Origin of the sequence: Cryobacterium arcticum (assembly GCF_003185895.1) — a bacterium.
Lineage (GTDB): Bacteria > Actinomycetota > Actinomycetes > Actinomycetales > Microbacteriaceae > Cryobacterium > Cryobacterium arcticum.
Genome location: NZ_QHLY01000005.1, coordinates 432,112 through 457,162 on the forward strand (window position 1 = coordinate 432,112; position 25,051 = coordinate 457,162).

A 25,051-nucleotide genomic window follows, 5' to 3' on the forward strand; every position below is an offset into this window, starting at 1 on the left:
GCCTCTAGTGTCGAAGCATGACCGCTGCACAAGCGACCGCCGCGCCGCGGAGCTTCCACGGCTACCCGTGCCGAGGGCCGGGCTACGCCCAGAATGCCTACGACCACCTGCCGAGCGCCGCACCGTGGATCATGTTGCAACGCTGCCGAGTATGCGGCGCCCTGTGGGAGGCCGCCGATCGCAGCTATCACCGCCTCACTCCCACCGCCGCGCAGGCCCGGTTTCCGGATGCCGTGATTCCGGCCTTCACGCTGCCGCCGGCCGAACCCGCCGACCAGCCGCTGCGGTACTGGGCGCAGCTCAACCAGGGCGCCGTCTACCGGCTCTACCTCGAGGTCACCCGCTCGGGCGACCCGGAGTTCTGGGGTGTGCTGCACGGTGGGGAGCTGCGACCGCTGGCCGCCCTCGACGCCGGGCCGCTCGAGCTGGTGGAGCGCGAACGGTTCGACGAGCTGCTACTGGCGGCCCACGGGCCGGTTGCGGCGGCCACCGTGACCTGCGCGCTCACCTGGGGGCTGCATCCGCTGGTGCTCAAGGCCCTCGACCTGGCCACCGTCTTCGGTGACGGGCCTGCGATTGCCGCCGGCACGAGCGTCGACGAGGTCGCCGCCGGCCTCGTGCAGGCCGTGCTCGACACCGGTCCGCTCACGAATGAGGACCTACTGATCGAAGGATTGCCGCTACCGAACTGAGGCCACCCACGGGTCGCCGGGCAGGTCAGTCGCTATCGTTGGCGGCATGGGAGACCACCGCGAGCAGATCGTCGACATCAGCACGCCGCCCGCCGACGCGGAGAGCCGCATCGCGGCTGTGCGTGAATGGCTGCTGGCCGCGGGATGGGCGGCACCGTTCGACGGCAGCGACTGGTTGTACCCCGATGAGCCGGCCCTGCGCGAGAACCTCGGGCTCCTGCCCCGGTGGCTCGGGTTCGGCGGGTCGACGTTTGTGATCGCCCGCGGGTCGCACTGGGTGGCGGGCGATGGCACCGATGTGCCCGTCTGCCCGAGCTGCGGCGAACCCAGTGGAACGTGGGAGCAGATCGAGCAGTGGGACGACCAGGGCGTGGAACCCCTTGAACGTTGCACAAACTGCGGGCACGAGGTGCTGCTCGGCGACTGGAACCTCGAGGGATCGGTCGCCGTCGGCGCGCTCGCGATCGTGCTCGATCCGCAGTCGCTCCCCGGCCTCGGCGGCGTTTTCGACCCGGCCGACGTCGCCCGGGCGTTACGAGCCGAACTCACCGCGGCCCTCGGCGGCCGCTGGGCCTACGTGCACCACCACCTCTGAACCACCGCCGCGAGATCGGCGCGCTCTGCCAGAATTGGCGGATGAATTACATCCTCGACGACAGCGCCGAGCGCATCGATTTTGAGGCCGTGTGGTCCTTCCTCTCCACCACGGCGCCGTGGCACCGGTGGCGCTCCCGCGACCAGGTGCGCCAGCAGGTCGAATCGGCCTGGCGGGTCGTCGGCGTGTACGAGGAGGCCAGCGGAGCCCAGGTGGGTTTCGCCCGCGCCGTTTCCGACGGCGTGTGCGATGCCTATCTGGCGGATGTCTATGTGCTCGAGGAGCACCGCGGGCACGGCCTCGGCAAGGCGTTGGTGAACCGCATGGTCGACGGCGGCCCCGGCGCGCACTTCCGGTGGACGCTGTTCACCGCGGGCGCCCATGGGCTCTACGAGCACAACGGCTTCTCGGTGCCCAACCAGACCGCGATGGTTCGTCCGGGCCGCTTCCCGGCGCCCGCTCCCGCCCCATCGGCCCGGCCGCACCAGGACGAACCCGTCGTGTGACCAGTTGCGGCCTGCTCAGCATCCGTCAGCGGAGGGCCTGACTGCCGATGACCGAGAGCAGCTGCAGCTTCTCGTAACTCTCGGTTCCGGGTGATGCCGTGTAGACCAGCAGGAAGTGCGACTGGGTGGGATCGATCAGGGTCTGGCAGGCGAGTTCGAGATCGCCCAGTTCGCTGTGCACGAAGTGCTTGGTCTCCTGGGGGCGCACGCCGATCTCGTGCAGCTCCCAGAGCGCACGAAACTCCGCGCTCTCCTCGAGCAGCGCCTCGGCGAGCTGGGCCGCCCGCGAGGCCGGTCCTCGCCGCGTCGACACCTCGCGCAGCCCGGAGACCCACAGCCGGGCGAGAAACGGATGCTCGTGCGGCGCGTAGAGCGCCCGGCTCGTCGGGTCGGCGAACCACCGGTATCCCAGGCTGCGGGCCGCACCGACGAAGTGGGTGGTGTCGCCGGTCAACGCGATGCCGAGCGGGGTTTGCCGCAGCGTCTCACCAAGCTCGGTCACGATCTCGGCCGGGGTGTCCTGCAACCGGTCGAGGATCCGCAGCAACCCGGGGCTGATGTGGTCGCTCGAGGCGCCGCGGGCCGGCGGCTGGTGGCCGGCGAGACGGAACAGGTGGTCACGCTCCTCGACCGACAAGTGCAGGCCTTGCGCGATCGAGGCGATCATCTGCTCCGACGGTTGCGGCCCGGTGCCGCGCTCGATCCGGGCGTAGTAGTCGGTGGACATGTGGCAGAGCACGGCCACTTCTTCGCGGCGGAGGCCGGTGGTACGGCGACGTTGACCACGCGTGAGGCCCACGTCTTCGGGCTGCAGCGCTTCCCGCCGTCGCAGCAGGAACTCGGCCAGACCGGTTCTGTCGATCACGGTGGGTCTCACTTTCGGCTAGGTCTTCTTTGTAGCTCACCCACGCGGCCACATCCACTGATTGATGATCCACCCCTCGGTATCAGTGACTCGACGAGTCCTGGATAGCGCCGAGCAGCGCCGTCACAGTCGAAGGACCGACCCAATCTGAGGAGCCTCTCCATGCCACGCACACCGATCGACATCGTCCTTCCCGACCTCACCGGCAAACGAGCCGTTCTCACGGGCGGAAGCGATGGCATCGGGCTGCGCATCGCCACCCGCCTGGCCCAGGCCGGTGCCGAGGTGGTGCTGCCGGTGCGCAACTCCCGCAAGGGCGAGGCTGCGATCGCCGCCATCCGCCAGGAGGCACCGTCTGCGTCCGTGACGCTTCGCAAACTGGATCTGTCCTCCCTGGAATCGGTGGCGACCCTGGCCGACACCCTCCGCACGGAGGGTGACCCGATCCATCTCTTGATCAACAACGCCGGGGTGATGACCCCGCCGACCCGGCAGACCACGGTCGACGGATACGAGTCACAGTTCGGCACCAACCACCTGGGCCATTTCGCCCTCGTCGCGGGCCTTCTGCCGCCGCTTCGGGCCGGCCGCGCCCGGGTGACCTCTCAGGTGAGCGTGGCGGCCAACCAGGGCGCCATCAACTGGGATGACCTCAACTGGGAGCGCAGTTACCACGGCATGCACGCCTACAGCCAGTCGAAGATCGCCTTCGGCCTCTTCGGTCTCGAGCTGCAACGGCGAAGCACCACGCACGGCTGGGGCATCAGCAGCAATCTGTCCCACCCGGGAGTCGCCCCCACTAACCTGCTTTCTGCCCGTCCGGAGCTCGGTCGCGACGGGGACACACGGAGCGTGCGCATCATCCGCTGGTTATCTGCCCGCGGAATTCTCGCCGGAACCCCCGAGACCGCCGCGCTCCCCGCCCTCACTGCGGCCACCACCCCCAATGCTGCCGGGCGGTTCTACGGCCCGAAGGGCCCCGGGCACACCAGCGGCGCTCCGGCCGAGCAGAAACTCTTCTCCCGCCTTCGCGACGAAGAAAACGCCCGCCGCATCTGGCAGGTGTCCGAAGAACTCACCGGAGCCGCCTTTCCCACCGTCTGAGGGCGAGGCGCCGTCGCCCCTTGGCTGCTCGGGCGTCACCACCCGCCGAGGTACGCCTCCAGGTCCACTTCGGCCACCAGTTCGGTGATGCCGGGCAGGTCCCCGAGTTCCAGAGTGGGCAGCACGGCGTCCGGGCCCCAGCGGCGCTGGCGGGCGGCCTCCCGGCGCGAGCGCGCCCTGAGCAGGAGCGTGCCGTTCGCGTCCCTCACCAGCACCTCCTGGTAGTCCCCGCTCTCCACCGCGGTGAGCACGGTCGCCAGCGCGCCGGGATGGATGCGGACCGGTCGCTCCAGCACGAACTCCAGTCGCACGCGATCAAACCGTTCTGGATCCGGCGGGATCAGCGGCGCCGCACCCACGGTCGCGATCGTGGCGCTATGCCTCGGCAGAGCCGCCAGGGCGGAATCGACGCTCACGAAGGCCTGTGCCTCGGTGGCATCTGCCTTGGGGCCACTCACGAGGATGTCCACTCGATTGGCCGGCAGTCCCCGTCCCCGAGAACCGGGAACGGGAATCAGGTCGATCAGGCGCAGCGTTTCCGCGTTCTTCGACGACAGCGCACCGGGTTCCCGCCCGGCCCGGTCGGCCCCATCGTGCCAGGCGACGGCTTCCGGCACATGAGCAATCACGGCACCGAGCAACCATGCCCGATAACCCCATTCCCAATCCTCGCCGCCGTACTGGTCGAACGAGTCGTCGAACCCGCCGGTTTCGAGGAAGAAACGGCGAGAACACGCCAGGACCGCCCCGATCAGATACCGGTAGCTGCGGCAGTTCAGGTCGAGGAGATTGCGGGACTCCCGGTAGGCGTCCACCAACCAGGACGGATCTTCGAGCTCGTGCCGCGGGCCGGCGATCTCGATCGGCGACGTGGTCGGCACCAAGGCGAGGTCAGCGTGTTTGCGCCGTCCGACCGTGACGCTGTCGAAGGCGAGCGCGGGTAGTCGGGTGATCTGTCGCAGATACTCCGGCTCGGGCGTGGTGTCGGCGTCCAGGAAGACGAGGATCTCGTTTCGCGCGGCGGCGGCGCCGAGATTTCGTGCGGCGGCGAGACGGAACCCCGCGTCGGCCTGCACGAGAAGCCGCACGCCGCGCGGAACCACCGGCGGCTCCGGCGAACCGTCGTCAACCACGATGATCTCGACTCTGTCGGCCGGAAAGTCCTGACGGCCGAGCGCGTGCAGCAGGCGAGCCAGCTGCTCGGGTTGACGGTAGTGCGCGACGATGACCGACACCGTCGGTGCCACGTCGGGACGGACTCCGTCGAGCAGATCCCAGCGGTTACCCGGCACCGCCCGGCCGGTCCGGGTGCCTTCCGTCACCGCAGGTCCGCCCACCAGTCGTGGTACGCGAGCGCACCATCGGTCAGTGTCGGGTGCAGGGGCGTGCTTGGTGCCAGCCGCGTGGAGTCCGGTCGGCGCCAGCCCTCCTCGAGCTGCTCGGCGAGCTGAAGCGGCTGGTACAGGCGCAGGGTGTTCGGCCGCAGCCGTGCCATTTCGCGGGCATACGGCGAATCGGCGACGAGCGGCGACCTGCCCTGTTCGACCCAGTCGATCATGGATCGCGAGGCAGAGAGATGTTGGTGCGCGGCAAGGGGGATGCCGTGCGCCGACACCGCGGCACGGTATGCGATGTCGTCGAGATACCCGGTGACCCTCAGGGTCACCCCAGAGGCCGCCGCGTGTCGCTGGAGGAGCTCGACATCGGCCTCGTGACCGGGCGAGGCGGATCCGATCGCCAGCACCGTGGCTTCTTCCAGGGGTTCGCCCGTTGCGCGCAGCTTGTGCCGAACGGCGGCCACGGCGTCGATCGCTTCCGCATGCCCTTTGCCCGGGTAGATGAACCCGGCGATGAGCACCCGGAGTGGGCCGGGGGCGGCGGGCGCATCCGCGGCCGAATCGCGCGACGCCTGATCGCCTATCCGGGGAGAAGAGGGAGTGCGAGTGCCGATCGGGATCACTGTCGCCAGGCGGGCCGGCGGGGCGAGGTGGGTGTTGACCAGGTTCGCCTCATGCTCGCTGCTCACGACCGCGCCCCGCACGGTGTCCAGAACCCGGCGATAGGCGCGAGCTCTCCGCTCGAACCCGGTACCGTCCGAGGGCTGTGGCAGGTCGTGGAGCGTGACGCTGAGCCGGGTCACCGCGGCCATCCTCTCCACGAGATCGGCGGCGTCCTCCGGGGTGCCGCCGAAGATCCGGTCGGTGAAGTGCACGTGCACCCGGTCGGACCCCGCCGCCCGGGCCACCGCAGCCTCGGCGTGCGGCACCACGGGCATCGACACGGAGAATCCAGCGTGTGTGAGCGCCTCGGCCAGGTCTCTGGCGTAGGCCGTAACACCGTGCTGAGGGGGGCCCACGAGAAGAAGCTCGGGGATTCCGGAAGACGACATCATGCATGGTTACTATGCGCACGCATGATTGTCAATGCCCCCTCTGCGGGCATGCCGGACAGGTATATTACCTAGGCGCTTAGGCTCTCGCGCATGCACCCTTTGGAGGAGTAGTGCCCGGCATCAGAGTGGTTTCGATACCGGCGCAGCACCCGTATGTCACGAGCGTCACGGCGGCGGCCGGGATCACCGTCCTGCCCGATCCGCGTCCGCTGGGCGCCCCCGACGGAGTGTGGTGGCCCCCGGTCGCACTCGATCCGCAGTGGATCCGGGCGCACGCGTCGACCGCCGATCTGCTGCACATCCATTTCGGCACCGAGTCGTTCACTGCCGAGCACCTCGCTGAGTGCCTCTCGGCCGCCCGCGAGGTGGGTTGGCCCGTGGTTTTCACGGTGCACGACCTCGAGCACCCACAGTTGAACGACCAGGCCGGTTATCACGCTCAGCTCGACGTCCTCATTCCCGGCGCGGATGCGCTCCTCACGCTCACTGAGGGTGCCGCGGCGGAAATTCGGAGCCGCTGGGGACGCACCGCTCTGGTCGTGCCGCATCCTGCGGTCGTGCCAGACGCCGTGCTGCCAGAAGCGGTGGCGTCGACAGAATCCGCCGTCACATCCGTGATTCGCGTCGGGATGCACCTCAAAGACTTGCGTTCGAACATCGATGCCGTCGCCCTGGTGAGCGGGCTCTGCGACGCGATCGACCGGCTCGCCGCCGACGGCATCGACGTGTCGGCGGAGCTGCGACTGCATCGAACGGTGCGTGATGACGGCGCCCGCGAGACCATTCGGGAATTGGCCGGCCGCGACGAGCGCGTCGCGTTGGTGGAGCATGAGCGGTTGGACGACAAGGAGCTGTACCGAGCGGTGGCGGGTCTGGACGTCTGTGTGCTGCCCTACCAGCACGGCACTCACTCCGGCTGGCTCGAAATGTGCTGGGATCTCGGCACCGCTGTGGTGGCACCCCGGGTTGGTTTCTATGCCGAGCAGCATGCCGATGGCACCGTCGTCTCCTTCGAGACCGAAGACCTCGGCCCGGCTCTGGCGGCGGCGCTCCGCGCGGCGATCGACTCGCCGTTATCCACCCGACCGGGGTCGACCGACAGGGTTCGGGAGGTGAGTCGACGCCGGGGGTTGCGCGGGTCGGAACTCGAAACCCTGGCCAAGGCTCATCTGACGCTGTACAGCGAGCTCGTTGAGACGCACCGCACGGTTCCAGAGCTTCGCTCGTGAGGGCCGCCACTCGCCTTCGAATTGTCATCATCGCTCCCCTCCGATTCCCGATTCGTCGTCCGCACGCCGGCGGGCTGGAATCCGCGGTCTGGAATGAGGCCGATCAGCTCAGAGCGCGGGGCCACGAGGTCACGATGATCGCAGTGACAGGATCGGACGGAACCGACCCGACGAGCGGATTCGCCATTCCGCGCCTGACCTGGCCCGCCGGCGCCCGCCCGACCGACGACACCTACCCTCCGGACTATGAGCGCGTCTCCGTTCCCGCCCTGGACCAGGCGCTCGATCTGATCAAGGCCCAGCCCGACAGGTTCGATGTCATCTCCAATCACTGTCTGCATCCGCTTCCCCTGCTCCGCGCCGGCGAGCTCGGCGTTCCCATGGTGTCGACCCTGCACACCCCCGTGGACCAGAGCATGGTGGATGCCCACCTGGCCGCCACCGGACAGCGCAGCCATTTCCTGTCTGTCAGCGAGCACACCCGCAGTGAGTGGGCGGCGGCGGGCATCGAGTCATCCGTGCTCGGCAATGCCGTCGACCCCTCGGCCTGGCCGCTCGGGCCGGGCGGCAGCGAGCTGGTCTGGTTCGGCCGTCTCGTGCCGGAGAAGGCGCCGCACCTGGCCATCGATGTGGCCGAACGGTTGGGTCGTGCGCTGGTGATCGCCGGCCGGGTCGGCGACGAGAAGTACGCCGGTCAATTCGTGTTCCCGCGTCTGAGCGACTCGATCCGGTACGTCGGGCACCTGGCGCCGGAGGAACTGGCCGAGCTGGTGGGCCGGAGTGCCTGCTCGATCGGCACTCCGGCGTGGGAGGAACCGTTCGGTCTCGTCGCCCCCGAGGCGCTCATGTGCGGCACCCCGGTGGCGAGCTTCGCGGTGGGTGGGGTGTCTGAGATAGCCGACGGAAGCCGTGGCATGGTCACCGCCGAGCGCGGTGACGTGGCCGGGCTCGCGGAGGCGGCGAACGTCCTGATCGAGCGGTCCGAACACGACCCTGAGTTCCGTGCCGCCACCCGGGCCGGCGCCGTGGCGCGATTCTCGCTGGAGGCCCGTACGCGGGACCTCGAGGTGGTTTTTCTGCGCCTCATCGATGAACCTTCCTCGGTCTGGGAGCTGTCGGCATGACACGCATCGGCTGGTACGTGCACCATCACGGACGCGGTCACCTTGCCCGGCTGCTCGCGGTCGCCGCCCACGTCACCAGCGACATCGTCTGTTTCAGCTCGCTCGCAGAGCCTGCCGGCCTGCCCGCGAACTGCTCGTGGGTGGTCCTGGACCGCGACGACGCCGAAGAACCTGAAACGGGAGGTCCGCTGCGGGCCAGGGATGTCGATGCGGGCGGGCTGCTGCACTGGGCGCCCGCGCTTCACAACGGTCACCGGCGACGACTGAGCGCCATTGCCGCCGCTCTCGAGAGCCGGCCCGTCACCGCCTTCGTGGTGGATGTGTCGGCCGAGGTCACCCTCTTCGTCAGGCTTCTCGGCATCCCCACAATTCTGATTACCCAGCCGGGCACCCGTGACGACGTTCCGCATGCCTTGGCGTTCCAGGCCGCGCACAGAGTCATCGCCCCCTGGCCGGGCGAACTCCTCCGGCCCGCGCACCTGGCCGACCTGCCGGATGTCGTGTATGTGGGCGGAATCAGCAGATTCGACGGCCGGCCGGTCGAGCGTCAGAACGAGCGTGGCGCGCACTCCCCCGCCGCCAGGCCCAAGGTTCTCGTCTTGGGCGGCGCCGGCGGCACCGCTGTCACTGCGGCAGCAGTCGAGGCCGCGGCGGCGGCAACACCAGAGTATGACTGGAGCTCGCTCGGCATGCCCGGACCGGGCAGTTCAGGGTGGTGTGACGACCCGTGGGAACAGCTTCGCGGTGCAGAGATCGTTGTGGCGTGGGCCGGCCAGAACTCGATCGCAGACCTGGCCGCCGCGAATGTTCGCGCCGTGGTGATCCCCCAGGCGCGTCCCTTCGACGAACAGGTGCAGACCTCTCAGGCTCTCGCCGGTTCCGGCCTGGCGGTGGTTGAACCGTCGTGGCCGGCCGCCGAAGACTGGCCGGGCGTGCTTGCGCGCGCTCGATCGCTGCAGCCCGAATGGTCTAAGTGGCGCTCGGCGGGGGCGGCGCAACGCGCCGCCGCCGAGATCGACGCCACGGCCGGGGGTGCCCGGCGATGACCCGCGCCACCGTCGTCACCATCTCGTCGATGCCCCGGCTCGGCCACCTGCAGAACCAGGTGAACGCCGTGAGGGAACGCGGCGAGGTGGACATCGTGCTGGTCTGGGTCGGGGAGGATGCCCCGCCGGCCCTGAACGTCGACCACACGCTGCACGTTCCTCCAGGCCCCAACGGCCTTCGTCTTGCCGCGGCGCGCAACGCCGGCGCCGACCGGGCCGTGCAAGCCGGCGCCGAGCTGGTGATCTTTCTGGACGCCGATTGTGTTCCCGGCCCCGACCTGGTCGACCGGTACACCCAGGCGGCAGCCGACTACGACGACACCGTGCTCTGCGGTCCGGTCACCTACCTCGCGCCGGGCGTTGACGTATCCGATGCCGCGCAGCTGATGTCGGCCACCAACCCCCACCCCGCACGCCCGGCACCAGAACCCGGTCAGGTTGTCGCGGCATCCCCCGCGCAGTACACCCTGTTCTGGTCGCTGTCGTTCGCGCTGACCGCACGCACCTGGGCCGGGCTTCCCCGTTTCGACGAAGGATATGAGGGCTACGGCGGAGAGGACACCGACTTCGCGTTCGCCCTGCGCGATGCTGGCACCCCGCTGGCCTGGGTGGGCGGAGCTCACGCCTACCACCAGCACCATCCCACCTCGTCGCCGCCTTGGCAGCACCTCGACGACATCCTGCGGAACGGCCGCCGGTTCGCCGACCGGTGGGGCCGGTGGCCGATGACCGGCTGGTTGGAGGCCTTCGAACGCGACGGCGCGGTGCGCCGGGACGGCGACGACTGGGTGCGCACCTCACCCGCCCCGATCGACCCGGCCGGGTAAGACCTACCGCGACCCGAGCAGGTCGTCGGCGGCTCGCGCCAGATCGGTTGCGACCGGCCCAGGGGCGAACTGCGCCACGCTGGCTGCCGCGGTGCGCCCGAGCCTTGCAGCCAGCTCGGGATGCTCTACCAGTCGGCTGATCGCCGCCGCCAAGCCTTGCGGGTCTGCCGGCGGCACCATGAGGGCATCGGTGTTGTCGACACAGAAATCGTCGAAGCCGCTCCCGGTGGTGCAGACCAGTGCCGCGCCGATGGCCTTCGCCTCGAGCGCGACGTTGCCGAAACCCTCCCAGCGGGAGGGGCACATCGTGACAGTGGCAGCCCGGATGGCGCTGTACAGGCAGTCGCCCGGCACGTGCCCGAGCCAGATGACCTGAGCGCGAGCGGACTCCGGCAGGTACGAGAGAAGCTCTGCACGGTCGGGTTCGAACCTATGGTCACCCGAAGCACCGGCGAGCACCAGCCGGGCGCGCGGATGCGTGAGGTTCACGAGGGCGAACGCCTTCAGGGCATCGACAACGCCCTTCCGCCGCTCCAGCCGGCCCAGGAACAAAAGCACCGGGTCCTCCCCCGCCGGCCACTCGTCCGGGAGCGGAGCGGTGCGGGACAAGGCCGACACCGTCTCCACATCCACGCAGTTCCGCACGATCCGTGCGGGCGGCAAACCTGCGAACGATGCCACCGTATAGTGCAGCATCGCGCGGGAGATCGGGATGAGACCGGCGGAGCGGGTGATCTGGCGCCGCTCAAGGTAGGTCTGCACGGCGACAACAAGGCGGCTTGACAGCGGGAACTGGCTCATGGTCAACCCGGCGACCTCGTTGGCCAGCGCCATGCTGGTGGCGAGATTGGTCAGAAGGGGCGCGGTTCGCGGCAGGGCCGAACCGAGCGCGGCCCACTCCGGCAGAAACACCCGGTCATAGCGACCGGACCGGAAGGCACGCCGAACCCGTAGGGCGCGTGTGACCAGTTCCACGACCCGGGGATGCGTGCCGGTGCGGTGATAGCCGATCAGGGTGACGCCCCCGAGCTCCGCCGGCTCAGGACGGCCCGTCCGGCTTGGCGGGTCGGGAGAAAACACCACCAGGTCGACCGTGATGCCCAAGTGCACGAGCGCCGGCAGCAACGCCGCGTAGTGTCGGCCGATACCCCCGGTGTACTCGGTCAGACCGGCGTACTCGGTGACAGCCACCAGCCACCGTTCCTCGCGGGGCGCCGTCACCGGTACCGCTTCGGGACGCGCCAGTGGGCGCCGAACTCGGCATCGAACCGGATCGGGTCGAACGGGCTGTGGCCGCCCGCCGGGTAACTGGTGAGTTCCCCGAACACGATCCTGTCGCCGAGGTCGTAGAGGTCCACTCGCACGAAGTCGGTGTCTGAACCGAGACGCTCGGCCAGCGCGATCATCGTCTCCAGCTTGGCAGGGCGAGGTGGTCGAGGAACGGCCCAGGGGGGTCCTCCGCTGAGCGGCAGGTGACTCCAGTCCGCGCCGAAGAAGTCCTGGGTGCGCCGGCCGAACCGGCCCGAGTCGAGCTGGATGTAATGGCAGGTGCCGTGGAAGACGAAGAATTTCAGGTCGTCGGGGATGTCTCCGTCCGGGCCGGTGAGCAGCTCTTCAACGATGATCTGCCGCGGCACCTGGCCGTAGGCCCACTCACGGTTGGGCCCCTGACCATAGAGCTGCAGGGTCCAGCCCTCGGCAAGCCAGGCCAGGTGTCGACGGTCCAGCGCCTCCGGCCGCACATGACGGTACTCCCAACTTCCAGGGTCGGTCGGCAGCGTGGTGTCTGCCGAAGCCGCCTCCGACACGACCACGGCAGCACCGCTCCCGTGGGTGGGCTTGACGACGTACGCTTCGGGCAGGTCCAGGGTCAGCAGATCCCGCGGGTCGGCGGTGACGGCATAGGCGACAGGGAGGAACTGCGCACCGATGCTCGCAGCCACATACTCCCGCACCGCGGCCTTGTCGGCGAAGCAGGCCAAAAGCGGCCTGCGGTCACGAAGCATCTTGTAGCGCACCTTCTCGGTGAAGGTGCGCGGCCGCCGCGCCACCCAGAGCCGCCACCCGCGTACCAGGCGGCTCCGTTCCCACCATGGGGGCCTTTGGCCGAGGGTTTCTTTCGCGGCCGGCGAGTGCGGTGGCGGCGGTGCATTCACCCTCGACGACACGCGTCATCCCTCCCCTGCGACATCTAGCTGCGAGCCACGATACCGTGAGCCGGCAAATGATCAGGTGAGGCGCACCCCTTAGATCAGGGCCTGCTTCTCCAGCTGCTCGTAGCTCTCGGTGGCGTCCACCCGGTTGGCCCAGAGCACGGCGTGGCCGGCGGCGCGGGACTTCTTCACGTCGATGATGCGTTGGTTGCTGCTGCCGCGGAACTGCAGCTTGAAGTCCCTCAACGCTTCGTCGAACCGGCCGTCGACGAGCACGTCGATGTGGCCGAGCAGCTCGAGCTTGTCGTCGGTTTCGAGCAGCAGCTCCTCATAGGTGTAACCGGTCCACGACCAGATGTCCTTGGTCGCGCCGAACTCAGCCCTCACCCGCCGGGTGAGCTCGAGGCACACTCCGGTGTTGAGGAACGGCTCCCCGCCGAGCAGGGTGAGTCCCTGCACGTAAGGCTGGAGCAGGTCGGCGAGAATCCTCTCCTCGAGCGCCACGGTGTAGGGGTTGCCGTACCGGAAGTTCCAGGTGGCCTGGTTGAAGCAGCCCTCGCAGGCGAACAGGCATCCGCTCACATAGAGGCTGCAGCGCACACCCTCACCGTCGACGAACATGAACGGCTTGTAGTCGCCGACGTACCGTTGGGTGAGCTTGTCGGAGCGCCACTCGCCGGGTTTCGGATTGCGCATGGGAGTTAGAGCGAGCCGCTCGTGCCGGTGGAGCCGGCCATGTGCTTGACCCGGGAGACGATCTCCTGGTGCCGGCCGTGCACCATCGGGCGGGCCTGCGGGTTGCCGAGGTAACCGCAGGTGCGCTTGACCACGTCGCAGCTGGCCGGGTCGTGGTTGCCGCAGTCCGGGCACTCGAAGCCGCGGTCGGTGGGGGTGAAGTCGCCGGAGAAGTCACACTTGTAGCAGCGGTCGATCGGGGTGTTGGTACCGAGGTAGCCCACTCTGTCGTAGGCGTAGTCCCAGACCGCTTCGAGCGCCTTGGGGTTCTGCTGCAGCACCGGGTATTCGCAGTAGTGGATGAAACCACCGGAGGAGAGCACCGGGTAGTCCTTCTCGAAGTCGAGCTTCTCGAACGGGGTCGGGTTCTTGCGCACGTCGTAGTGGAAGCTGTTGGTGTAGTAATCCTTGTCTGTGATGTTCTCCACCGAGCCGAACTTGGCCTTGTCGAGGCGGGAGAACCGGTCGGTCAGGCTCTCGCTCGGGGTGGAGTAGACGCTGAACTGGTAGCCGTATTCGGCAGTCCAGGCCTTGGTGTGCTCCGACAGCGCGGTGAGGATCTCCAGGGTGAACGCCTTCGCGTCCGGGTTGCCTTCCCAGGCGCCGCCGAAGAAGGATGCCGCCACCTCGTAAAGGCCGATGTAGCCGAGCGACACCGTGGAGCGGCCGTCCTTGAACAGGGCGTCGACCGAGTCGGTGCGGCTGAGCTCCTGGCCGAAGGCGCCGTAGACGTAGAGGATGGGCGCGTTGGCGGGGGTCGCCTGCTTGCACCGTTCGATGCGGTACACCAGGGCGTCGCGGGTGATGGCCAGGCGGTCCTCGAGGATGCGCCAGAACTTCTCGCGGTTGCCGGCGGCCTCCAGCGCGATGCGCGGCAGGTTCAGGGTGACCACGCCGAGGTTCATCCGGCCTTCGGAGACGTCGTTGCCGGCGGCGTCGGTCCAGCCCTGGAGGAACGACCGGCAGCCCATCGGCACCTTGAAGCTGCCGGTGATCTCGACGATCTTGTCGTAGCTGAGCACGTCGGGGTACATGCGCTTGGTGGAGCACTCCAGCGCGAGGGTCTTGATGTCGTAGTTCGGGTCGCCCTCGGCCAGGTTGAGGTCGCGCTTGAGCGTGAAGATCAGCTTGGGGAAGATGGCAGTGCGCTTTTCGCTTCCTAGGCCGTCGATGCGGATCTGCAGGATGGCGCGCTGGATCTCCCGCTCGAACCAGTTGGTGCCCAGGCCGAAGCCGAGCGACACGAACGGGGTCTGCCCGTTCGAGGTGAACAGGGTGTTGATCTCGTATTCGAGGCTCTGCATGGCGTCGTAGATGTCTTTGCGGGTCTTCTCCTCCGCAAACGGGCGGCGCTGGGACTCGTCGCTGATCCAGCGCTCGGCGTCGCGCAGGTGCTTGGCGAAGTTCTCCGCCGCGTACGGGGCGAGCAGTTCGTCGACCCGGTTGGCCGAGCATCCGCCGTACTGGCTCGACGCCACGTTCGCGATGATCTGGGAGATCTGCGCGGTGGCGGTCTGGATGGACTTGGGCGGTTCCACGTCGGCGTTGCCGATGCGGAAACCCCGGCTGAGCATGCCTTTGAAGTCGATCAGGCAACAGTTGGTCATGGGCGCATAGGGGCTGTAATCCAGGTCGTGATAGTGGATGTCGCCCTTCTGGTGGGCGTTCGCCACGTGCGGCGGCAGCATCTTCAGGCCGATGGCCTTGCCCACGGCGCCGGCGGTGAGGTCGCGCTGGGTGTTGAAGACGTCGCTGTCTTTGTTGGCGTTCTCGTTGACCACGGCCTGGTCTTTGCCCATCAGGTTGATGATGGAGTGGTTGATGTCGGTGGCCTTGCTGCGGGCGAAGTCGCGCTGGGTGCGGTAGCCGATGTACTTCTCGGCCAAGGCGTACTCGCGGTTGTCGAGCAGGGCGTGCTCAACGATGTTCTGGATCTCGTAGATCTTGATGTCGGTGCTGAAGCGGCCGGCGATCTCGCGGTCCACGTCGGCGACGACATCCACGATCGCCCGGTACACCAGCGGGGTCATTTCCGGGTGGATCTCACCGGCAGCCTTGACCAGGGCGTCGTGCACCTTGGAGTTGTCGAAAGCCACCCGGCGGCCGTCGCGCTTCACCACCTTGATGGTGTGCAGGGTCGGCGTGGCCGTGGGTTCTTCGACGGCAGTTTCTTCGACGGCAGTGTCGAGAGAGTCGAGCGTAGGGGCCGGGGCGCTGGTAGGTGGATTCACGCTCTCAGCATAGGGACCGGCAAACGCCGAAAAGCACTACATTTGGGGCCATTGGACCCTATGGTCGCAACATGTAGTGGTCGGGCGGCCGAGTTGGCCGTGATCACGCGACCCGAATCCGGCGCTTTTGTCGGTGCACATCTGTGCAGTCGAAGCGTGTCGGCGTGTTGCGTGCCGGCACGCGGAACGGCCCTGACAGCAGGCCTCCCGGCCGTCGGAATCCGGGCTTCGGTCAGTGCACCCGCACGGCTTCGTTGTGCTCCACGAGGTGCCAGGTGGAGCCCTCGTCGTCGCTCACCCAGCCCTCCCAGGTGTAGCTGTCCTCGGTGATCGAGGTGAAGTTCCAGCGCACCGGGCGGCCGTCGGTGCCGGTGCCATCCTGGCGCAGGCCGTTTCGGTACGGTGTGGCGATGAGGTGGCAGTACTCGCCCTGGGTGGGTGCGAAGTAGCTCACGCGCCAGGCGCCGGCCAGCTGGTCGTAGACCCGCACGGCGGTGGCCACGGTTTCGAAACCAGACGGATGCGTCGTGCTGGCCACGACCTCCACGTCTTGCACCGCCCGACCGTCGAGGATGAACTGCACGATCCAGGTGAACTCGCGTTCGTTCCACTCTCCGGTGGCCTCGTCGAGCCGGCTGCCGTGCGCGGCCCACGTGCCAACGAGCTGCCCGAAACGGCGCATGCGCCCGGGGTACTCCGGGGTCGGGCCGTCAGCGATCAGCGCCTCGGCAAAACGGGACTCTGAGGTGGTCATGCCCCGATTTTACCGGGACCACGTGACGCGCGCGTGAACTCCATGTTCCACCTCCCGCGAACTGTGACATAAGCCCCGAAAAACACCCCCGGAAGGGGCTTTTCTCTCAGCTCGCGAGCTGACTAGGCGCCGAGCGACCCGGCATCCGTTGCGGTGGTGTCGGTGCGGTGAAAGTTGAGGTGCGAGCGGGATGCGGTGGGGCCGCGCTGGCCCTGGTACCGGGAGAGATATGAGGCGCTGCCGTAAGGCTTCTCGGCCGGTGAGCTGAGCTGGAAGAAGCAGAGCTGGCCGATCTTCATGCCCGGCCACAGCTTGATCGGCAGGGTGGCGACGTTGCTGAGCTCGAGGGTGACGTGCCCGGTGAAGCCGGGGTCGATGAACCCGGCGGTGGAGTGGGTGAGCAGCCCCAGTCGGCCCAGCGAACTCTTGCCTTCGAGCCGGGCGGCCACGTCGTCGGGCAGGGTGACGGACTCGAAGGTGGCACCGAGCACGAACTCGCCCGGGTGCAGGATGAACGGCTCGTCGCCCTTGGCCTCGATCAGCCGGGTGAGTTCGGGCTGATCTTCGGCCGGGTCGATGAAGGGGTACTTGTGGTTGTCGAACAGCCGGAAGAACCGGTCGAGCCGCACGTCGATGCTCGACGGCTGGATCATCTCCGGGTCGTAGGGGGCGAGCGCGATGCGCTCAGCGTCGATCTGGGCTTTGATGTCACGATCCGAGAGAAGCACGGTGCCAGCCTATCGGCGCGGTGTTGCCCGCAGGGCGTGGCCTGGGCATCCGTCGCCCCGGGTCTGGCTCAGGAGGTGGCCTTCTTCACCAGCTCGGTGATCACCGCGGCACTGGCGTCGCTGAGGTCGCGCAGCGCGTAGGAGGTGGGCCACATGCCGCCGTCATCGTCGAGGGTCGCGTCGCCACTGAAACCAAGGGTGGAGTACCGCGCCTTGTCGGTCAGGCCGCTGCGGAAGAAGACCACAACCTTGCCGGCCTTGGCCCAGCCCGGCTGACCGTAGTAGAGCTTCGGCAGCAACTCGGGCGCAGCCGCCGTGACGATCTCGTGCAGCCGCTCGGCCATGCCACGATCGGGCTCCGGCGTCTCGGCGATCTTCGCCATCATGGTCGCCTTGTCGACGGCCGCCTTGTCTTCGGCTTTACCGCGCTTCGCGTCGGCTTTGAGCTCCGCCGCACGGGCCTTCATCGCGGCGCGCTCCTCGGCGGAGAATCCCCCGGCAGACTGTGCCTCGTTGTCGTTTGCGCTGGTTTTCGTGGTGCTCATGTCGCTGCGGCCCTTCCGTCGGTTCTCTGAAGTGTCTTGCGTTCACGCTACCGGCGGGCGCGTGCGCCGCGCTTCTCGATTTCTGATCACCTCGACGGCAGGCCCGCGAGTGGTGGTGCCTCCCGCCCTGCGGAGGCTTGATAGGATGGCACGGTTCCAGTGCAGCTTCGGCGGCCTGGACGCGCGGATGTAGTTCAATGGTAGAACTTCAGCTTCCCAAGCTGATAGCGCGGGTTCGATTCCCGTCATCCGCTCTCTATTTTGCTCCCGGTCGCTTCGAATACCTTCGGACAGTACGTCAGTGCCAGGCGGACGGACCCGCGCTGCCGGCCGGGTACTCATCGAGCGGCACGACGTCGTTCTTCCACGCCTCGAGTATCGGGGTGATGATTCGCCAGCATTCCTCGGCGACATCCCCGCGCACCGAAATCGACGGGTCGCTGGTGAGGATGCCCGCTAGCACCTCGCCGTAGGCATCCAACTGCCCGGCACCGAGATCCGCCTCGAGGGAGACGGTTTCGAGGGTGAACGGATCACCCTCGCCGTTGACGTTGATGTCGAGCTTCACCCCGTTGGGGTCGAGCGCGATGTGCAGCCGCGTGGGTGCGGTGGGGCCGGTGAGGCCGACGGGAAGGTGAGGTACGGGTTTGAAGGTGACCACGATGTCTTTGCGCACGTCATCCAGGGCCTTCCCCGAGCGCAACACGAACGGCACCCCGGCCCACCGCCAGTTGTCGACAGCGAGGGTGATCTCCGCGAGCGTCTCGGTGCCGAGCGCCGGGTCGACGCCCTTCTCGTCGGCGTAAGAGGGCAGGTCGCGTCCGTCGATCGTGCCGGCGGTGTAGCGCGCGCGGCGCGCGACCTGGTGAAGCTCGCCGGGCCAGAGGTGGGTCGCGCGCAACGCCTGTGCCATCGCGCCGCGCAGGTCGTCGGAGTCGAGGGTCGACGGCGGTTCCATAGTGGCGAGTGCGAGCACCAGCAGCAGGTGGCTCTGGATCATGTCGACCAGGGCGCCCGCCTTGTCGTAGTACCCGGCGCGACTCTCCAGGCCGAGTCTTTCGTCGTAGTGGATCTCGATCTTCTCGACGTTGTCCGCGTTCCAGTTCTGCTCGAAGATGCGGTTCGCGAACCGCAGGCCGAGCAGGTTCAGCACGGTGGACTTGCCCAGGAAGTGGTCGACCCGGTGAACCCTGGACTCGGGCACGAGGCGCGAGACGAGGCGGTTGAGCGCCACCGCGCTGGCCAGGTCGGTGCCGAACGGCTTCTCCAGGGCGAGCGAGGTGCCGTCGGGCAGCTCGAGGGTGTCGAGCGCCCGGCAACTGGCCTCGGTCACGGCCGGCGGAAGCGCGAAGTACAGGGCGGGCGGGGTCGCGCACTCGTCGAGGATGCGGCGCAGATCGCCCGCGTCGGTGGCGTCGGCGGTGAAGTAGCGGCTCCGGGCCACGACCGGTTCTGTGGAGTCCGGGTCGGCCCCGCCCTTCGCGAAGGCGGTGCGGAGCATCTCCTGCCACGCTTCCGGAGTTATCTCCGCGTTGCTGGCCCCGATGAGCTCGAGCTCGATGTCGCGGTCAGCTGCGAGAAGCTGACCGAGCCCGGGGAGGAGCAAGCGAGTGCTCAGGTCTCCCCCGGCGCCGAAAATGACCAAAGTTTTACGGTGTGCTGCCATTGTCCGAACCTAGTCGAACGGCGGCGCCAGAACGTGAACGCCGTGCGCATCTTCAGCAAGCTGCAGCTTCGGCGGCCTTAACGTGCGGATGCAGCGGGGTCGCGTCAGATCGCGGAGCCGGTCGCGATGTACAGCGCGCTCAGGGCGCCGCGCGCGGTGATGGCCGCATTCTCGGGGTAGTCGGCAAGCACCGGCGGCCTGGTCTGGCCGGGCTTGGGGGTCCAGCCCCAGGCGGAGTGCTGCCGGATGTCCAGCAACACGGTGGCGCGCGGGTCGTCCACAGCGGGCGCCCGGTCGACGCGGCGCATGGTGTCGTCGCGCAGGGCTTGATCGAGCGGCTCGAGCCGGCCGTCACGGTCACGCATGGTGCCGTGGGCGGCGAGCGCTCCCCGGGCGACGAGGCTCGCGGTGGTCGCCTCCGAGACCGTGGCCCACAGGTCGGTCACGGCGGAGTACGCCTTCCAGGGCTTGCCGCGGGCAGTGAATGCTTGGATCACAGCGTCGAGTGGCGCGTTGCCGATCGGGGTGGCGTCCACCAGGGTGAGCTTGGCGCTCGACGGCTGGCCGAACCGGGATTTGGTGGCCACGATCCGGCCGCGCAGGGCGAGGTCGATGAGCGCGGCGACGGCGATATCCATCGAGCCGAAGCGCAGGTGCCCGGTGATGGCCGGCAACGCCAGCTGTAGTTCTTCGGGCAGGCTGAGCAGGTCGGATGCGTAGGCCGCATCGGCGGTCGTGGCCACGGCGGTATCGGTCACGGGCTGCTCCTTCGTTCGGTTCGGGGTCTGAGCGCCATCGATCAGGAGTCGGTGCGGGCGGTGCGGTATGAGGTCAGCTGGCGGCGGCCGACGGTTCGGCCTCACGGGCGCGAGCGGTGGCAACCAGGATCTGCGGCAATGACGGCACACCGGTGGCGCGGGACACCTCGCGGCCGCGCGCGTCACGGATGATCGTGGTCGGCGTGTGCTCGATGTTCAGTGATTCGGCCCGGCGCGGATCGCCGGCCACGTCGAACTCCGTCAGCGTCGACCCGGGCACCAACTGCAGAACCCGGTTGAGGGCCATCCGGGTCTGACGGCAGGCGCCGCAGAATGACGACGAGAACAGTTCGAAGTGCACGGCCGAGCCATCCGCAGTGGTGCTCGGATCGGCGTGCATCTTCAGCTCCGTTCCGCTGTCGAACGGTCGACACGCAGTATTCAATGCAACGCAGCCGCCTCGGATCTATTCCCTATCCGGCGGGCACCCTTCAGTACGGCAAGCGATCGGTGCGGGTCTCGGCGCGCAGGTCGGCCGGCGCCGGAAAAGGCAGGCGGTAACGGTCACTGTTGGCGCCGACCGCGGAGGCCGCGCCGTACTCATCGGCGACCACGGTCACTCCGTCGGGGCTCGCCTCGCTGATGCGCACCGGTCGCTCGGTGCCGTCGGGCAGGCGCAGCAGATACCGATCGGCCAGAAAACCGATCCCCAGAGCCTCGAGGATCTCCTCAGCCTCCAGCCAGTCCACCGGGGCGGTGGTCACCCACCGGCCGAGGCGGTCGACCGGGCGAAAACCCTCGCCCTCCGGCACGATCCAGCCCAGCGGCTCACGGTCGTCCCGACGGTGTTCGATCCAGTCGGCGGGCAGCATCAGCGCGCGTCGCTGGCGGGAGCCGCATCGATGCTGTCGACGGCGGCGGTCATCGATTCCAGGAAGTGCCGGATGACGTCGGCATCAACGGGGCTGAGCGCCCGGGTCGTTTCGATCATGCGCGCGTGCATCGCGCCGAGGGTCTGCCGCACCTCGTCGTCGGAGCCCGGGGTGGCGGTGACCATGTTGCTGCGCCGATTGGTGGGATGCGGCGTGCGCTTCACGTGCCCGCTCTTGGTCAGTCGGTCGAGCAAGGCAGTGACGGATGCCGAGGTCATGCCCAAATGGTCGGCCACGTCGCGGCCGGAGACGATCCGGTTCTCGCCCTGGGCCTTGATGAGAAACCGAAGCGCCTGCAGGTCGGTCGTGCCCATCCGCATCGAGTCACGCGTGCGCCTGCGCATGGCCTCCTCGGCGAGCCGGTACTCCAACAGGGTTGCGATGACCTGGTCGGCAGTCGACGACAGGATCAGCTCGGGTGCTCCGTCTGTCGTCATCGAGTCGGCGTCGAGGCAGGCACGTGCGCGTCGATCTCGTCGACGGCGGCGCGCATGTTCTGCAGAAACTCGACAACGACCTTGGCCTGGGCGGGATCCAGACGGTTCGCAACCTCCACCATGCGAGCCGGTACATCGCCCAGCGCGGCCTGGATCTCCTCGTCGGTGGTGGCGGTCGGCACCAGGATCAGCGCGCGCCGGTCGAACGGGCTGTGCTCACGTCGCACCTGGCCAGACCGCTCCAGACGGTCGATCAGCACGGTCGTCGACGCACTGGAGATGCCCAGATATGCGGTCAATTCCTTGGGGCCGATGCTGCGGCCATCCTGCTTGGCGGTGAGCAGGTAACGCAGGGCGAGAAGGTCGTTTTCCCCGAGGCCCATCGACCTCTGGGTGCGGCTGCGCATGGCGGATTCCGCCGCCCCGTAGGTGCGCATCGCCTCGAGAACGGCGACGCTGCGCTCGCGCTGGGCGTCGTCGGAGTACCAGTAATGCGTGTCCGCGTTCTGCACCGAATATGCCATCCACAAATACTAGTTCCTCTAACAAGACGTTGCGAAGAGAACTAAGGACCCTCCCAGCCTGCGGAATCCCGGGGATTTGTGCATTCCGTTTTGATTCATGTACGTTTATTACTAGACAGACGAACTAATAGACCAACTAGCTAAAGGGGAAAGTGATGACGGTTTTCGGCTCCCGCACGGACAGGGATATTCGGGCGACCGAAATCGACTGGACCAGCCCCGCCACCAACCTCTGGGTCGCCACCGAGAACGGCGACTACGCCGGCATGGTCGAGTTCGTCGCCGGGCACTTCAGCGTGCGCAGCAGCACCGGCACCGCGATCGCGGAATGCACCAGCATCCCGGCCGCGCAGGCCGCGCTGGCGCAGCACCTGGCCTCGCCCCTCTCGGTCACGCGTGCCACGTTCAACCTCGCCGCGACCCGCGCCTTCCTCGGCCGGGCGCCACGCCCCACCTACCTGCGCGGCAGCCTCGCCGCCTGACCCACCCGATCGTTCCTCCCCACCCATAGCTAAGGAGCACCGCATGAGCGCATCAGACAAGATCAAGAACGCCGCCGAAGACCTGGCCGGTAAGGCCAAGGAAGCCGTGGGCAACCTGACCGGCGACGAAGACAAGAAGGCCGAAGGCCAGAACGACCAGGACAAGGCGTCGGCGAAGAAGGCCGGCGAGAACATCAAGGACATCTTCAAGTAGTCCATCCGCACCCCCGCACCACCCCTTCACCCGTACCACCAGCAGAAAGCAGACACACACATGGGCTTCTTCGGATTCCTCCTCCTCGGCCTCCTCGCCGGCGCCATCGCCAAGCTGATCCTCCCCGGCAAGAACGGCGGCGGCTGGCTGATCACCCTGCTCCTCGGTGTCGTCGGCGCCGTCGTCGGTGGTTTCCTCGGCGGGCTGATCTTCAACGTCGGCATCAACGACTTCTTCTCGCTCTCCACCTGGGCCCTGGCCATTGGTGGCTCGCTCATCGTGCTCGTGATCTACGGCGCGGTCACCGGCCGCCGCCGCTAGGCACCGGCAGATACCAGCCGCACCAATAAGGCACCGACCCCCGCGGGGGTCGGTGCCTTTTTCTGTGCCCGGGGCCGGTTCAGTCCGCGGCCGTCAGTACGCTTTGCCGAGATGCACCATGGCGTTGTAGAGCTGCTCCTGCGTCATCGGAGGTTCCGGAATGGGATGCGCCCGCTCTGCGCGGTAGGCATCGAGCATGAGGTACAGGTGGCGTCGCCACTCGTTGGGCGCGGTGGTACCTGTCGCGTCCATCATTCGGCCGTTGGACCAGATGAGGTTGACGATATCGGCCAGGGCAATATCTGGGCGCGCCTGGCCTGATTGTTGCGCCTGGGCGAGCACGGTGTCGATCTGCTCACACATCTGGTCGTGGATACGTTCGGTCTCCGCATTGCTCGGGAAACGACGCGAGAGGAAGTCGTTGAAGCCCCGATCTCCCGCCTGCACGCGGAAGAGATTCTCGAGGTAGGCGACCAACCTGGCCCACGGGTCCTCAATCTCCAATGCCGAACTAGCCCCGTCGAGGAACTCCTGGAAACGCGGTTCGAAGGCCGCAATGAGCAGGTCCATCCGGGTGGGGAAGTGACGGTACAGGGTTCCGATGGCCACTCCGGCATCACGCGCGATCGCCTCCAATGAAGCGTTCACGCCGTGAACCGCGAACTCCCGCTGAGCCGCAGCGATGAGCCGAGCGTGGCTCTCGATGGAGTCTCGGCGTTTGGGCACTCGCGAGCGCTCGGTGTCACTGGTCACTCGGCCAGTATATCCCAAAAGTGAGGACCGCCTCCGTTTCGATAACACCGCCCCGTTGCGTGAGACCCAGATTGAAGATTTTTTCACTGCACCGGGAATAAGAGGAGGTGCCCCTCAGGTTGTCATCCTCATCGGAGGGGTGCCTCATATTACGGCTCCGACTCCGCTCATCCACCTAACGAGGCACACACATCATGACAAGCATCAGCATCATCGGCGCCGGCAACATGGCCACAGCCATCGGGGCCCGGGCAGCCGCACACGGCCACTCGGTCGAAATCATGAGCCGCGACTCCAGCAAGGCGCGGGCCGCTGCGGATCAAATCGGCGCAGCCGCCACGGTCGGCGAGTACGGGGCGAAGCCGGTCGGTGACATCGTCTTTCTCGCCGTGTTGTCCGCCGGAGCAGTCGACATCGTCACGCACTACGGCGATGCCCTGGCGGGCAAGATCCTCATCGAGACCACCAATCCGTTCAACGAGGATGCGAGTGGAGTCGTCACCACGCCAGGCAACTCGATCACGCAGCAGATCGCTGCCGTCGCCCCCGAGAGCACCCAGGTCATGAAGGCATTCAACACTGTGTTCCGCAACGTGCTGGTCGTCGACCAGCCGTTGGACGTGTTCTTCGCCGGAGGCGATCCCGCAGCTCGAACGCAGGTCGCGAAGTTCTTGGAGACCTTGGACATGCGGCCCCTGGACACCGGCGGGCTGGAGTCGACACACGCGCTGGAATGGGCCGGCATTCTCCTCATGGGCCTGGCCCGCAACGGCGCTGGCTTCGGCGCCGCGCTGGGAGCCAAGTAACCATTCGAGCGGCCATGTGGTCGGCGGTCGGCGGTCAGCCGCCGGCATGGCTGAGCTGAGCCGGGCAGTCGCCGCCCGGAGAAGTGGCGAGTTCGAAGTGCCACATCTCGTTGGCGTAGATCTGGCAGAGCCCATAGGCGGCGCCGTGCTGACTGAGCCAGCTGTCGGCATCCGTGCGGCCGATATCGACGGCGTCTCCGGTGACGTGCTCCGACTCCTCCGGCGAGAGCACAAACTCGCCGGCCGCCTCCGCGCTGCCGTATTCGATCACGGCGGCGTCGAGCAGCGATTGCTGGTAGGCGGCGCTGCGCCAGCCGCTGGTCACCACGAACTCAATGCCGTCGTCGATGGCGGCGCGGGCGGCGTTCTGCATGGCCGACCGCAGCTCGGGGTCGAGATTGGCGATGGCGGGCAGGTCGTCGGCGAATGGCGAGACCGCCTCCCCCTCCTCGATGAGGCCATCGGCCTCGCCGAGGGTGTCGTCGGCGGTCCACAGCCCGCCGGCGACGGCGTTCTCGCGCGGTAGTGCGGCCGGGGTTGTCGCTCCCGCCGCCACAACGCCGACCAGCACGATGCCGAGGATCACGGCAGTTCTCTTCTTCGACATGGGCGTCTCCTTCTTACTGAGTGGA

30 protein-coding genes and 1 tRNA gene are annotated in these 25,051 nt (G+C 67.7%); 13 read left to right on the forward strand and 18 right to left on the reverse strand.

What is annotated here, in order from left to right; translation table 11 throughout:
* The first annotated feature begins 17 nt into the window (after positions 1-17).
* From CTB96_RS03625 to CTB96_RS03635, 3 genes are read left to right on the forward strand one after another with little or no spacing between them, the layout of a single operon-like run.
* Positions 18-692: a hypothetical protein gene (locus CTB96_RS03625; RefSeq protein WP_110125533.1), complete on the forward strand. Its 675-nt coding sequence runs from the start codon at positions 18-20 to the stop codon at positions 690-692.
* 46 nt (positions 693-738) lie between these two features.
* A complete protein-coding gene (locus CTB96_RS03630; RefSeq protein WP_110125534.1) occupies positions 739-1,287 on the forward strand; it encodes a YheV family putative zinc ribbon protein in 549 nt (182 codons plus the stop codon).
* Positions 1,288-1,328: 41 nt separating this feature from the next.
* Positions 1,329-1,793 (forward strand): GNAT family N-acetyltransferase, encoded by a 465-nt coding sequence (locus tag CTB96_RS03635; protein ID WP_110125535.1) that lies wholly within the window; start codon positions 1,329-1,331, stop codon positions 1,791-1,793.
* Positions 1,794-1,818: 25 nt separating this feature from the next.
* Here the strand turns inward: CTB96_RS03635 and CTB96_RS03640 are convergent, their stop codons facing one another.
* Positions 1,819-2,658: a helix-turn-helix transcriptional regulator gene (locus CTB96_RS03640; RefSeq protein ID WP_110125536.1), complete on the reverse strand. Its 840-nt coding sequence runs from the start codon at positions 2,656-2,658 to the stop codon at positions 1,819-1,821.
* Positions 2,659-2,820: 162 nt separating this feature from the next.
* Between CTB96_RS03640 and CTB96_RS03645 the strand changes: the two genes are divergently transcribed.
* On the forward strand, positions 2,821-3,762 hold the full coding sequence (locus tag CTB96_RS03645) for an SDR family oxidoreductase (protein ID WP_110125537.1): 942 nt from the start codon (positions 2,821-2,823) through the stop codon (positions 3,760-3,762).
* A gap of 35 nt (positions 3,763-3,797) precedes the next feature.
* Here CTB96_RS03645 and CTB96_RS03650 read toward each other — a convergent pair whose 3' ends face one another.
* Positions 3,798-5,084 carry a glycosyltransferase family 2 protein gene (locus tag CTB96_RS03650; RefSeq protein WP_110125918.1) on the reverse strand — a complete coding sequence of 429 codons (1,287 nt, stop codon included), beginning with the start codon at positions 5,082-5,084 and terminating at the stop codon, positions 3,798-3,800.
* On the reverse strand, positions 5,081-6,154 hold the full coding sequence (locus CTB96_RS03655; protein WP_248283193.1) for a glycosyltransferase family protein: 1,074 nt from the start codon (positions 6,152-6,154) through the stop codon (positions 5,081-5,083). Before CTB96_RS03655 ends, CTB96_RS03650 begins: the two co-directional genes overlap by 4 nt.
* A gap of 110 nt (positions 6,155-6,264) precedes the next feature.
* Between CTB96_RS03655 and CTB96_RS03660 the strand changes: the two genes are divergently transcribed.
* From CTB96_RS03660 to CTB96_RS03675, 4 genes are read left to right on the forward strand one after another with little or no spacing between them, the layout of a single operon-like run.
* Positions 6,265-7,383: a glycosyltransferase family protein gene (locus CTB96_RS03660; RefSeq protein ID WP_110125538.1), complete on the forward strand. Its 1,119-nt coding sequence runs from the start codon at positions 6,265-6,267 to the stop codon at positions 7,381-7,383.
* Complete coding sequence (locus tag CTB96_RS03665) at positions 7,380-8,507, forward strand: glycosyltransferase (RefSeq protein WP_110125539.1); 1,128 nt, start codon at positions 7,380-7,382, stop codon at positions 8,505-8,507. Before CTB96_RS03660 ends, CTB96_RS03665 begins: the two co-directional genes overlap by 4 nt.
* Positions 8,504-9,553: a hypothetical protein gene (locus CTB96_RS03670; protein WP_110125540.1), complete on the forward strand. Its 1,050-nt coding sequence runs from the start codon at positions 8,504-8,506 to the stop codon at positions 9,551-9,553. The genes CTB96_RS03665 and CTB96_RS03670 overlap by 4 nt, the downstream gene beginning before the upstream one ends.
* Complete coding sequence (locus CTB96_RS03675; RefSeq protein WP_110125541.1) at positions 9,550-10,380, forward strand: glycosyltransferase family 2 protein; 831 nt, start codon at positions 9,550-9,552, stop codon at positions 10,378-10,380. The genes CTB96_RS03670 and CTB96_RS03675 overlap by 4 nt, the downstream gene beginning before the upstream one ends.
* A 3-nt stretch (positions 10,381-10,383) precedes the next feature.
* Here the strand turns inward: CTB96_RS03675 and CTB96_RS03680 are convergent, their stop codons facing one another.
* The 7 genes from CTB96_RS03680 to CTB96_RS03710 form a co-directional block, all read right to left on the reverse strand.
* Positions 10,384-11,571 (reverse strand): glycosyltransferase family 4 protein, encoded by a 1,188-nt coding sequence (locus CTB96_RS03680; protein ID WP_146215744.1) that lies wholly within the window; start codon positions 11,569-11,571, stop codon positions 10,384-10,386.
* Positions 11,572-11,597: 26 nt separating this feature from the next.
* Positions 11,598-12,431: an ATP-grasp fold amidoligase family protein gene (locus CTB96_RS03685; protein WP_248283194.1), complete on the reverse strand. Its 834-nt coding sequence runs from the start codon at positions 12,429-12,431 to the stop codon at positions 11,598-11,600.
* Between the two features lie 195 nt (positions 12,432-12,626).
* Positions 12,627-13,229 carry an anaerobic ribonucleoside-triphosphate reductase activating protein gene (gene nrdG / locus CTB96_RS03690; protein WP_110125544.1) on the reverse strand — a complete coding sequence of 201 codons (603 nt, stop codon included), beginning with the start codon at positions 13,227-13,229 and terminating at the stop codon, positions 12,627-12,629.
* A gap of 5 nt (positions 13,230-13,234) precedes the next feature.
* Positions 13,235-15,499: an anaerobic ribonucleoside-triphosphate reductase gene (nrdD, locus tag CTB96_RS03695; protein WP_248283195.1), complete on the reverse strand. Its 2,265-nt coding sequence runs from the start codon at positions 15,497-15,499 to the stop codon at positions 13,235-13,237.
* A gap of 232 nt (positions 15,500-15,731) precedes the next feature.
* Entirely contained in the window at positions 15,732-16,253 is a 522-nt protein-coding gene (locus CTB96_RS03700) for a hypothetical protein (RefSeq protein ID WP_110125545.1), read from the reverse strand.
* A 122-nt stretch (positions 16,254-16,375) separates the two neighbouring features.
* Entirely contained in the window at positions 16,376-16,981 is a 606-nt protein-coding gene (dcd, locus tag CTB96_RS03705) for a dCTP deaminase (RefSeq protein ID WP_110125546.1), read from the reverse strand.
* Positions 16,982-17,049: 68 nt separating this feature from the next.
* Positions 17,050-17,526, reverse strand: a complete 477-nt coding sequence (locus CTB96_RS03710; RefSeq protein ID WP_110125547.1) for a DUF1801 domain-containing protein — start codon at positions 17,524-17,526, stop codon at positions 17,050-17,052.
* Between the two features lie 183 nt (positions 17,527-17,709).
* Here CTB96_RS03710 and CTB96_RS03715 point away from each other — a divergent pair.
* Positions 17,710-17,780 (forward strand) — tRNA-Gly (locus CTB96_RS03715).
* A gap of 44 nt (positions 17,781-17,824) precedes the next feature.
* Here the strand turns inward: CTB96_RS03715 and CTB96_RS03720 are convergent.
* The 6 genes from CTB96_RS03720 to CTB96_RS03745 form a co-directional block, all read right to left on the reverse strand.
* Positions 17,825-19,192, reverse strand: coding sequence for a glucose-6-phosphate dehydrogenase (locus CTB96_RS03720; protein ID WP_110125548.1), 1,368 nt, complete (start codon positions 19,190-19,192; stop codon positions 17,825-17,827).
* A gap of 104 nt (positions 19,193-19,296) precedes the next feature.
* Entirely contained in the window at positions 19,297-19,950 is a 654-nt protein-coding gene (locus tag CTB96_RS03725) for a GPP34 family phosphoprotein (protein ID WP_181397118.1), read from the reverse strand.
* A 73-nt stretch (positions 19,951-20,023) separates the two neighbouring features.
* Positions 20,024-20,350 (reverse strand): YbbN family protein, encoded by a 327-nt coding sequence (locus CTB96_RS03730; RefSeq protein ID WP_248283196.1) that lies wholly within the window; start codon positions 20,348-20,350, stop codon positions 20,024-20,026.
* A 91-nt stretch (positions 20,351-20,441) separates the two neighbouring features.
* Positions 20,442-20,822, reverse strand: coding sequence for a hypothetical protein (locus CTB96_RS03735; RefSeq protein WP_110125550.1), 381 nt, complete (start codon positions 20,820-20,822; stop codon positions 20,442-20,444).
* Positions 20,822-21,319 (reverse strand): MarR family winged helix-turn-helix transcriptional regulator, encoded by a 498-nt coding sequence (locus tag CTB96_RS03740; RefSeq protein ID WP_110125551.1) that lies wholly within the window; start codon positions 21,317-21,319, stop codon positions 20,822-20,824. Before CTB96_RS03740 ends, CTB96_RS03735 begins: the two co-directional genes overlap by 1 nt.
* On the reverse strand, positions 21,316-21,843 hold the full coding sequence (locus CTB96_RS03745; RefSeq protein ID WP_110125552.1) for a MarR family winged helix-turn-helix transcriptional regulator: 528 nt from the start codon (positions 21,841-21,843) through the stop codon (positions 21,316-21,318). Before CTB96_RS03745 ends, CTB96_RS03740 begins: the two co-directional genes overlap by 4 nt.
* 155 nt (positions 21,844-21,998) lie before the next feature.
* On the opposite strand from CTB96_RS03745, the gene CTB96_RS03750 reads away from it, so the two are divergent.
* From CTB96_RS03750 to CTB96_RS03760, 3 genes are read left to right on the forward strand one after another with little or no spacing between them, the layout of a single operon-like run.
* Entirely contained in the window at positions 21,999-22,325 is a 327-nt protein-coding gene (locus CTB96_RS03750) for a hypothetical protein (RefSeq protein ID WP_110125553.1), read from the forward strand.
* Positions 22,326-22,368: 43 nt separating this feature from the next.
* Positions 22,369-22,539 carry a CsbD family protein gene (locus tag CTB96_RS03755; protein ID WP_110125554.1) on the forward strand — a complete coding sequence of 57 codons (171 nt, stop codon included), beginning with the start codon at positions 22,369-22,371 and terminating at the stop codon, positions 22,537-22,539.
* A 60-nt stretch (positions 22,540-22,599) separates the two neighbouring features.
* The gene (locus tag CTB96_RS03760) at positions 22,600-22,860 is read left to right on the forward strand and encodes a GlsB/YeaQ/YmgE family stress response membrane protein (RefSeq protein ID WP_110125555.1); all 261 of its coding nucleotides are present in this window, start codon (positions 22,600-22,602) and stop codon (positions 22,858-22,860) included.
* A 93-nt stretch (positions 22,861-22,953) separates the two neighbouring features.
* On the opposite strand, the gene CTB96_RS03765 is transcribed toward CTB96_RS03760, so the two are convergent.
* Positions 22,954-23,613 (reverse strand): TetR/AcrR family transcriptional regulator, encoded by a 660-nt coding sequence (locus tag CTB96_RS03765; RefSeq protein WP_110125556.1) that lies wholly within the window; start codon positions 23,611-23,613, stop codon positions 22,954-22,956.
* Between the two features lie 194 nt (positions 23,614-23,807).
* On the opposite strand from CTB96_RS03765, the gene CTB96_RS03770 reads away from it, so the two are divergent.
* A complete protein-coding gene (locus tag CTB96_RS03770) occupies positions 23,808-24,419 on the forward strand; it encodes an NADPH-dependent F420 reductase (protein ID WP_110125557.1) in 612 nt (203 codons plus the stop codon).
* Between the two features lie 34 nt (positions 24,420-24,453).
* Here CTB96_RS03770 and CTB96_RS03775 read toward each other — a convergent pair whose 3' ends face one another.
* Positions 24,454-25,026 (reverse strand): M15 family metallopeptidase, encoded by a 573-nt coding sequence (locus CTB96_RS03775; RefSeq protein WP_110125558.1) that lies wholly within the window; start codon positions 25,024-25,026, stop codon positions 24,454-24,456.
* Between the last annotated feature and the right edge of the window lie 25 nt (positions 25,027-25,051).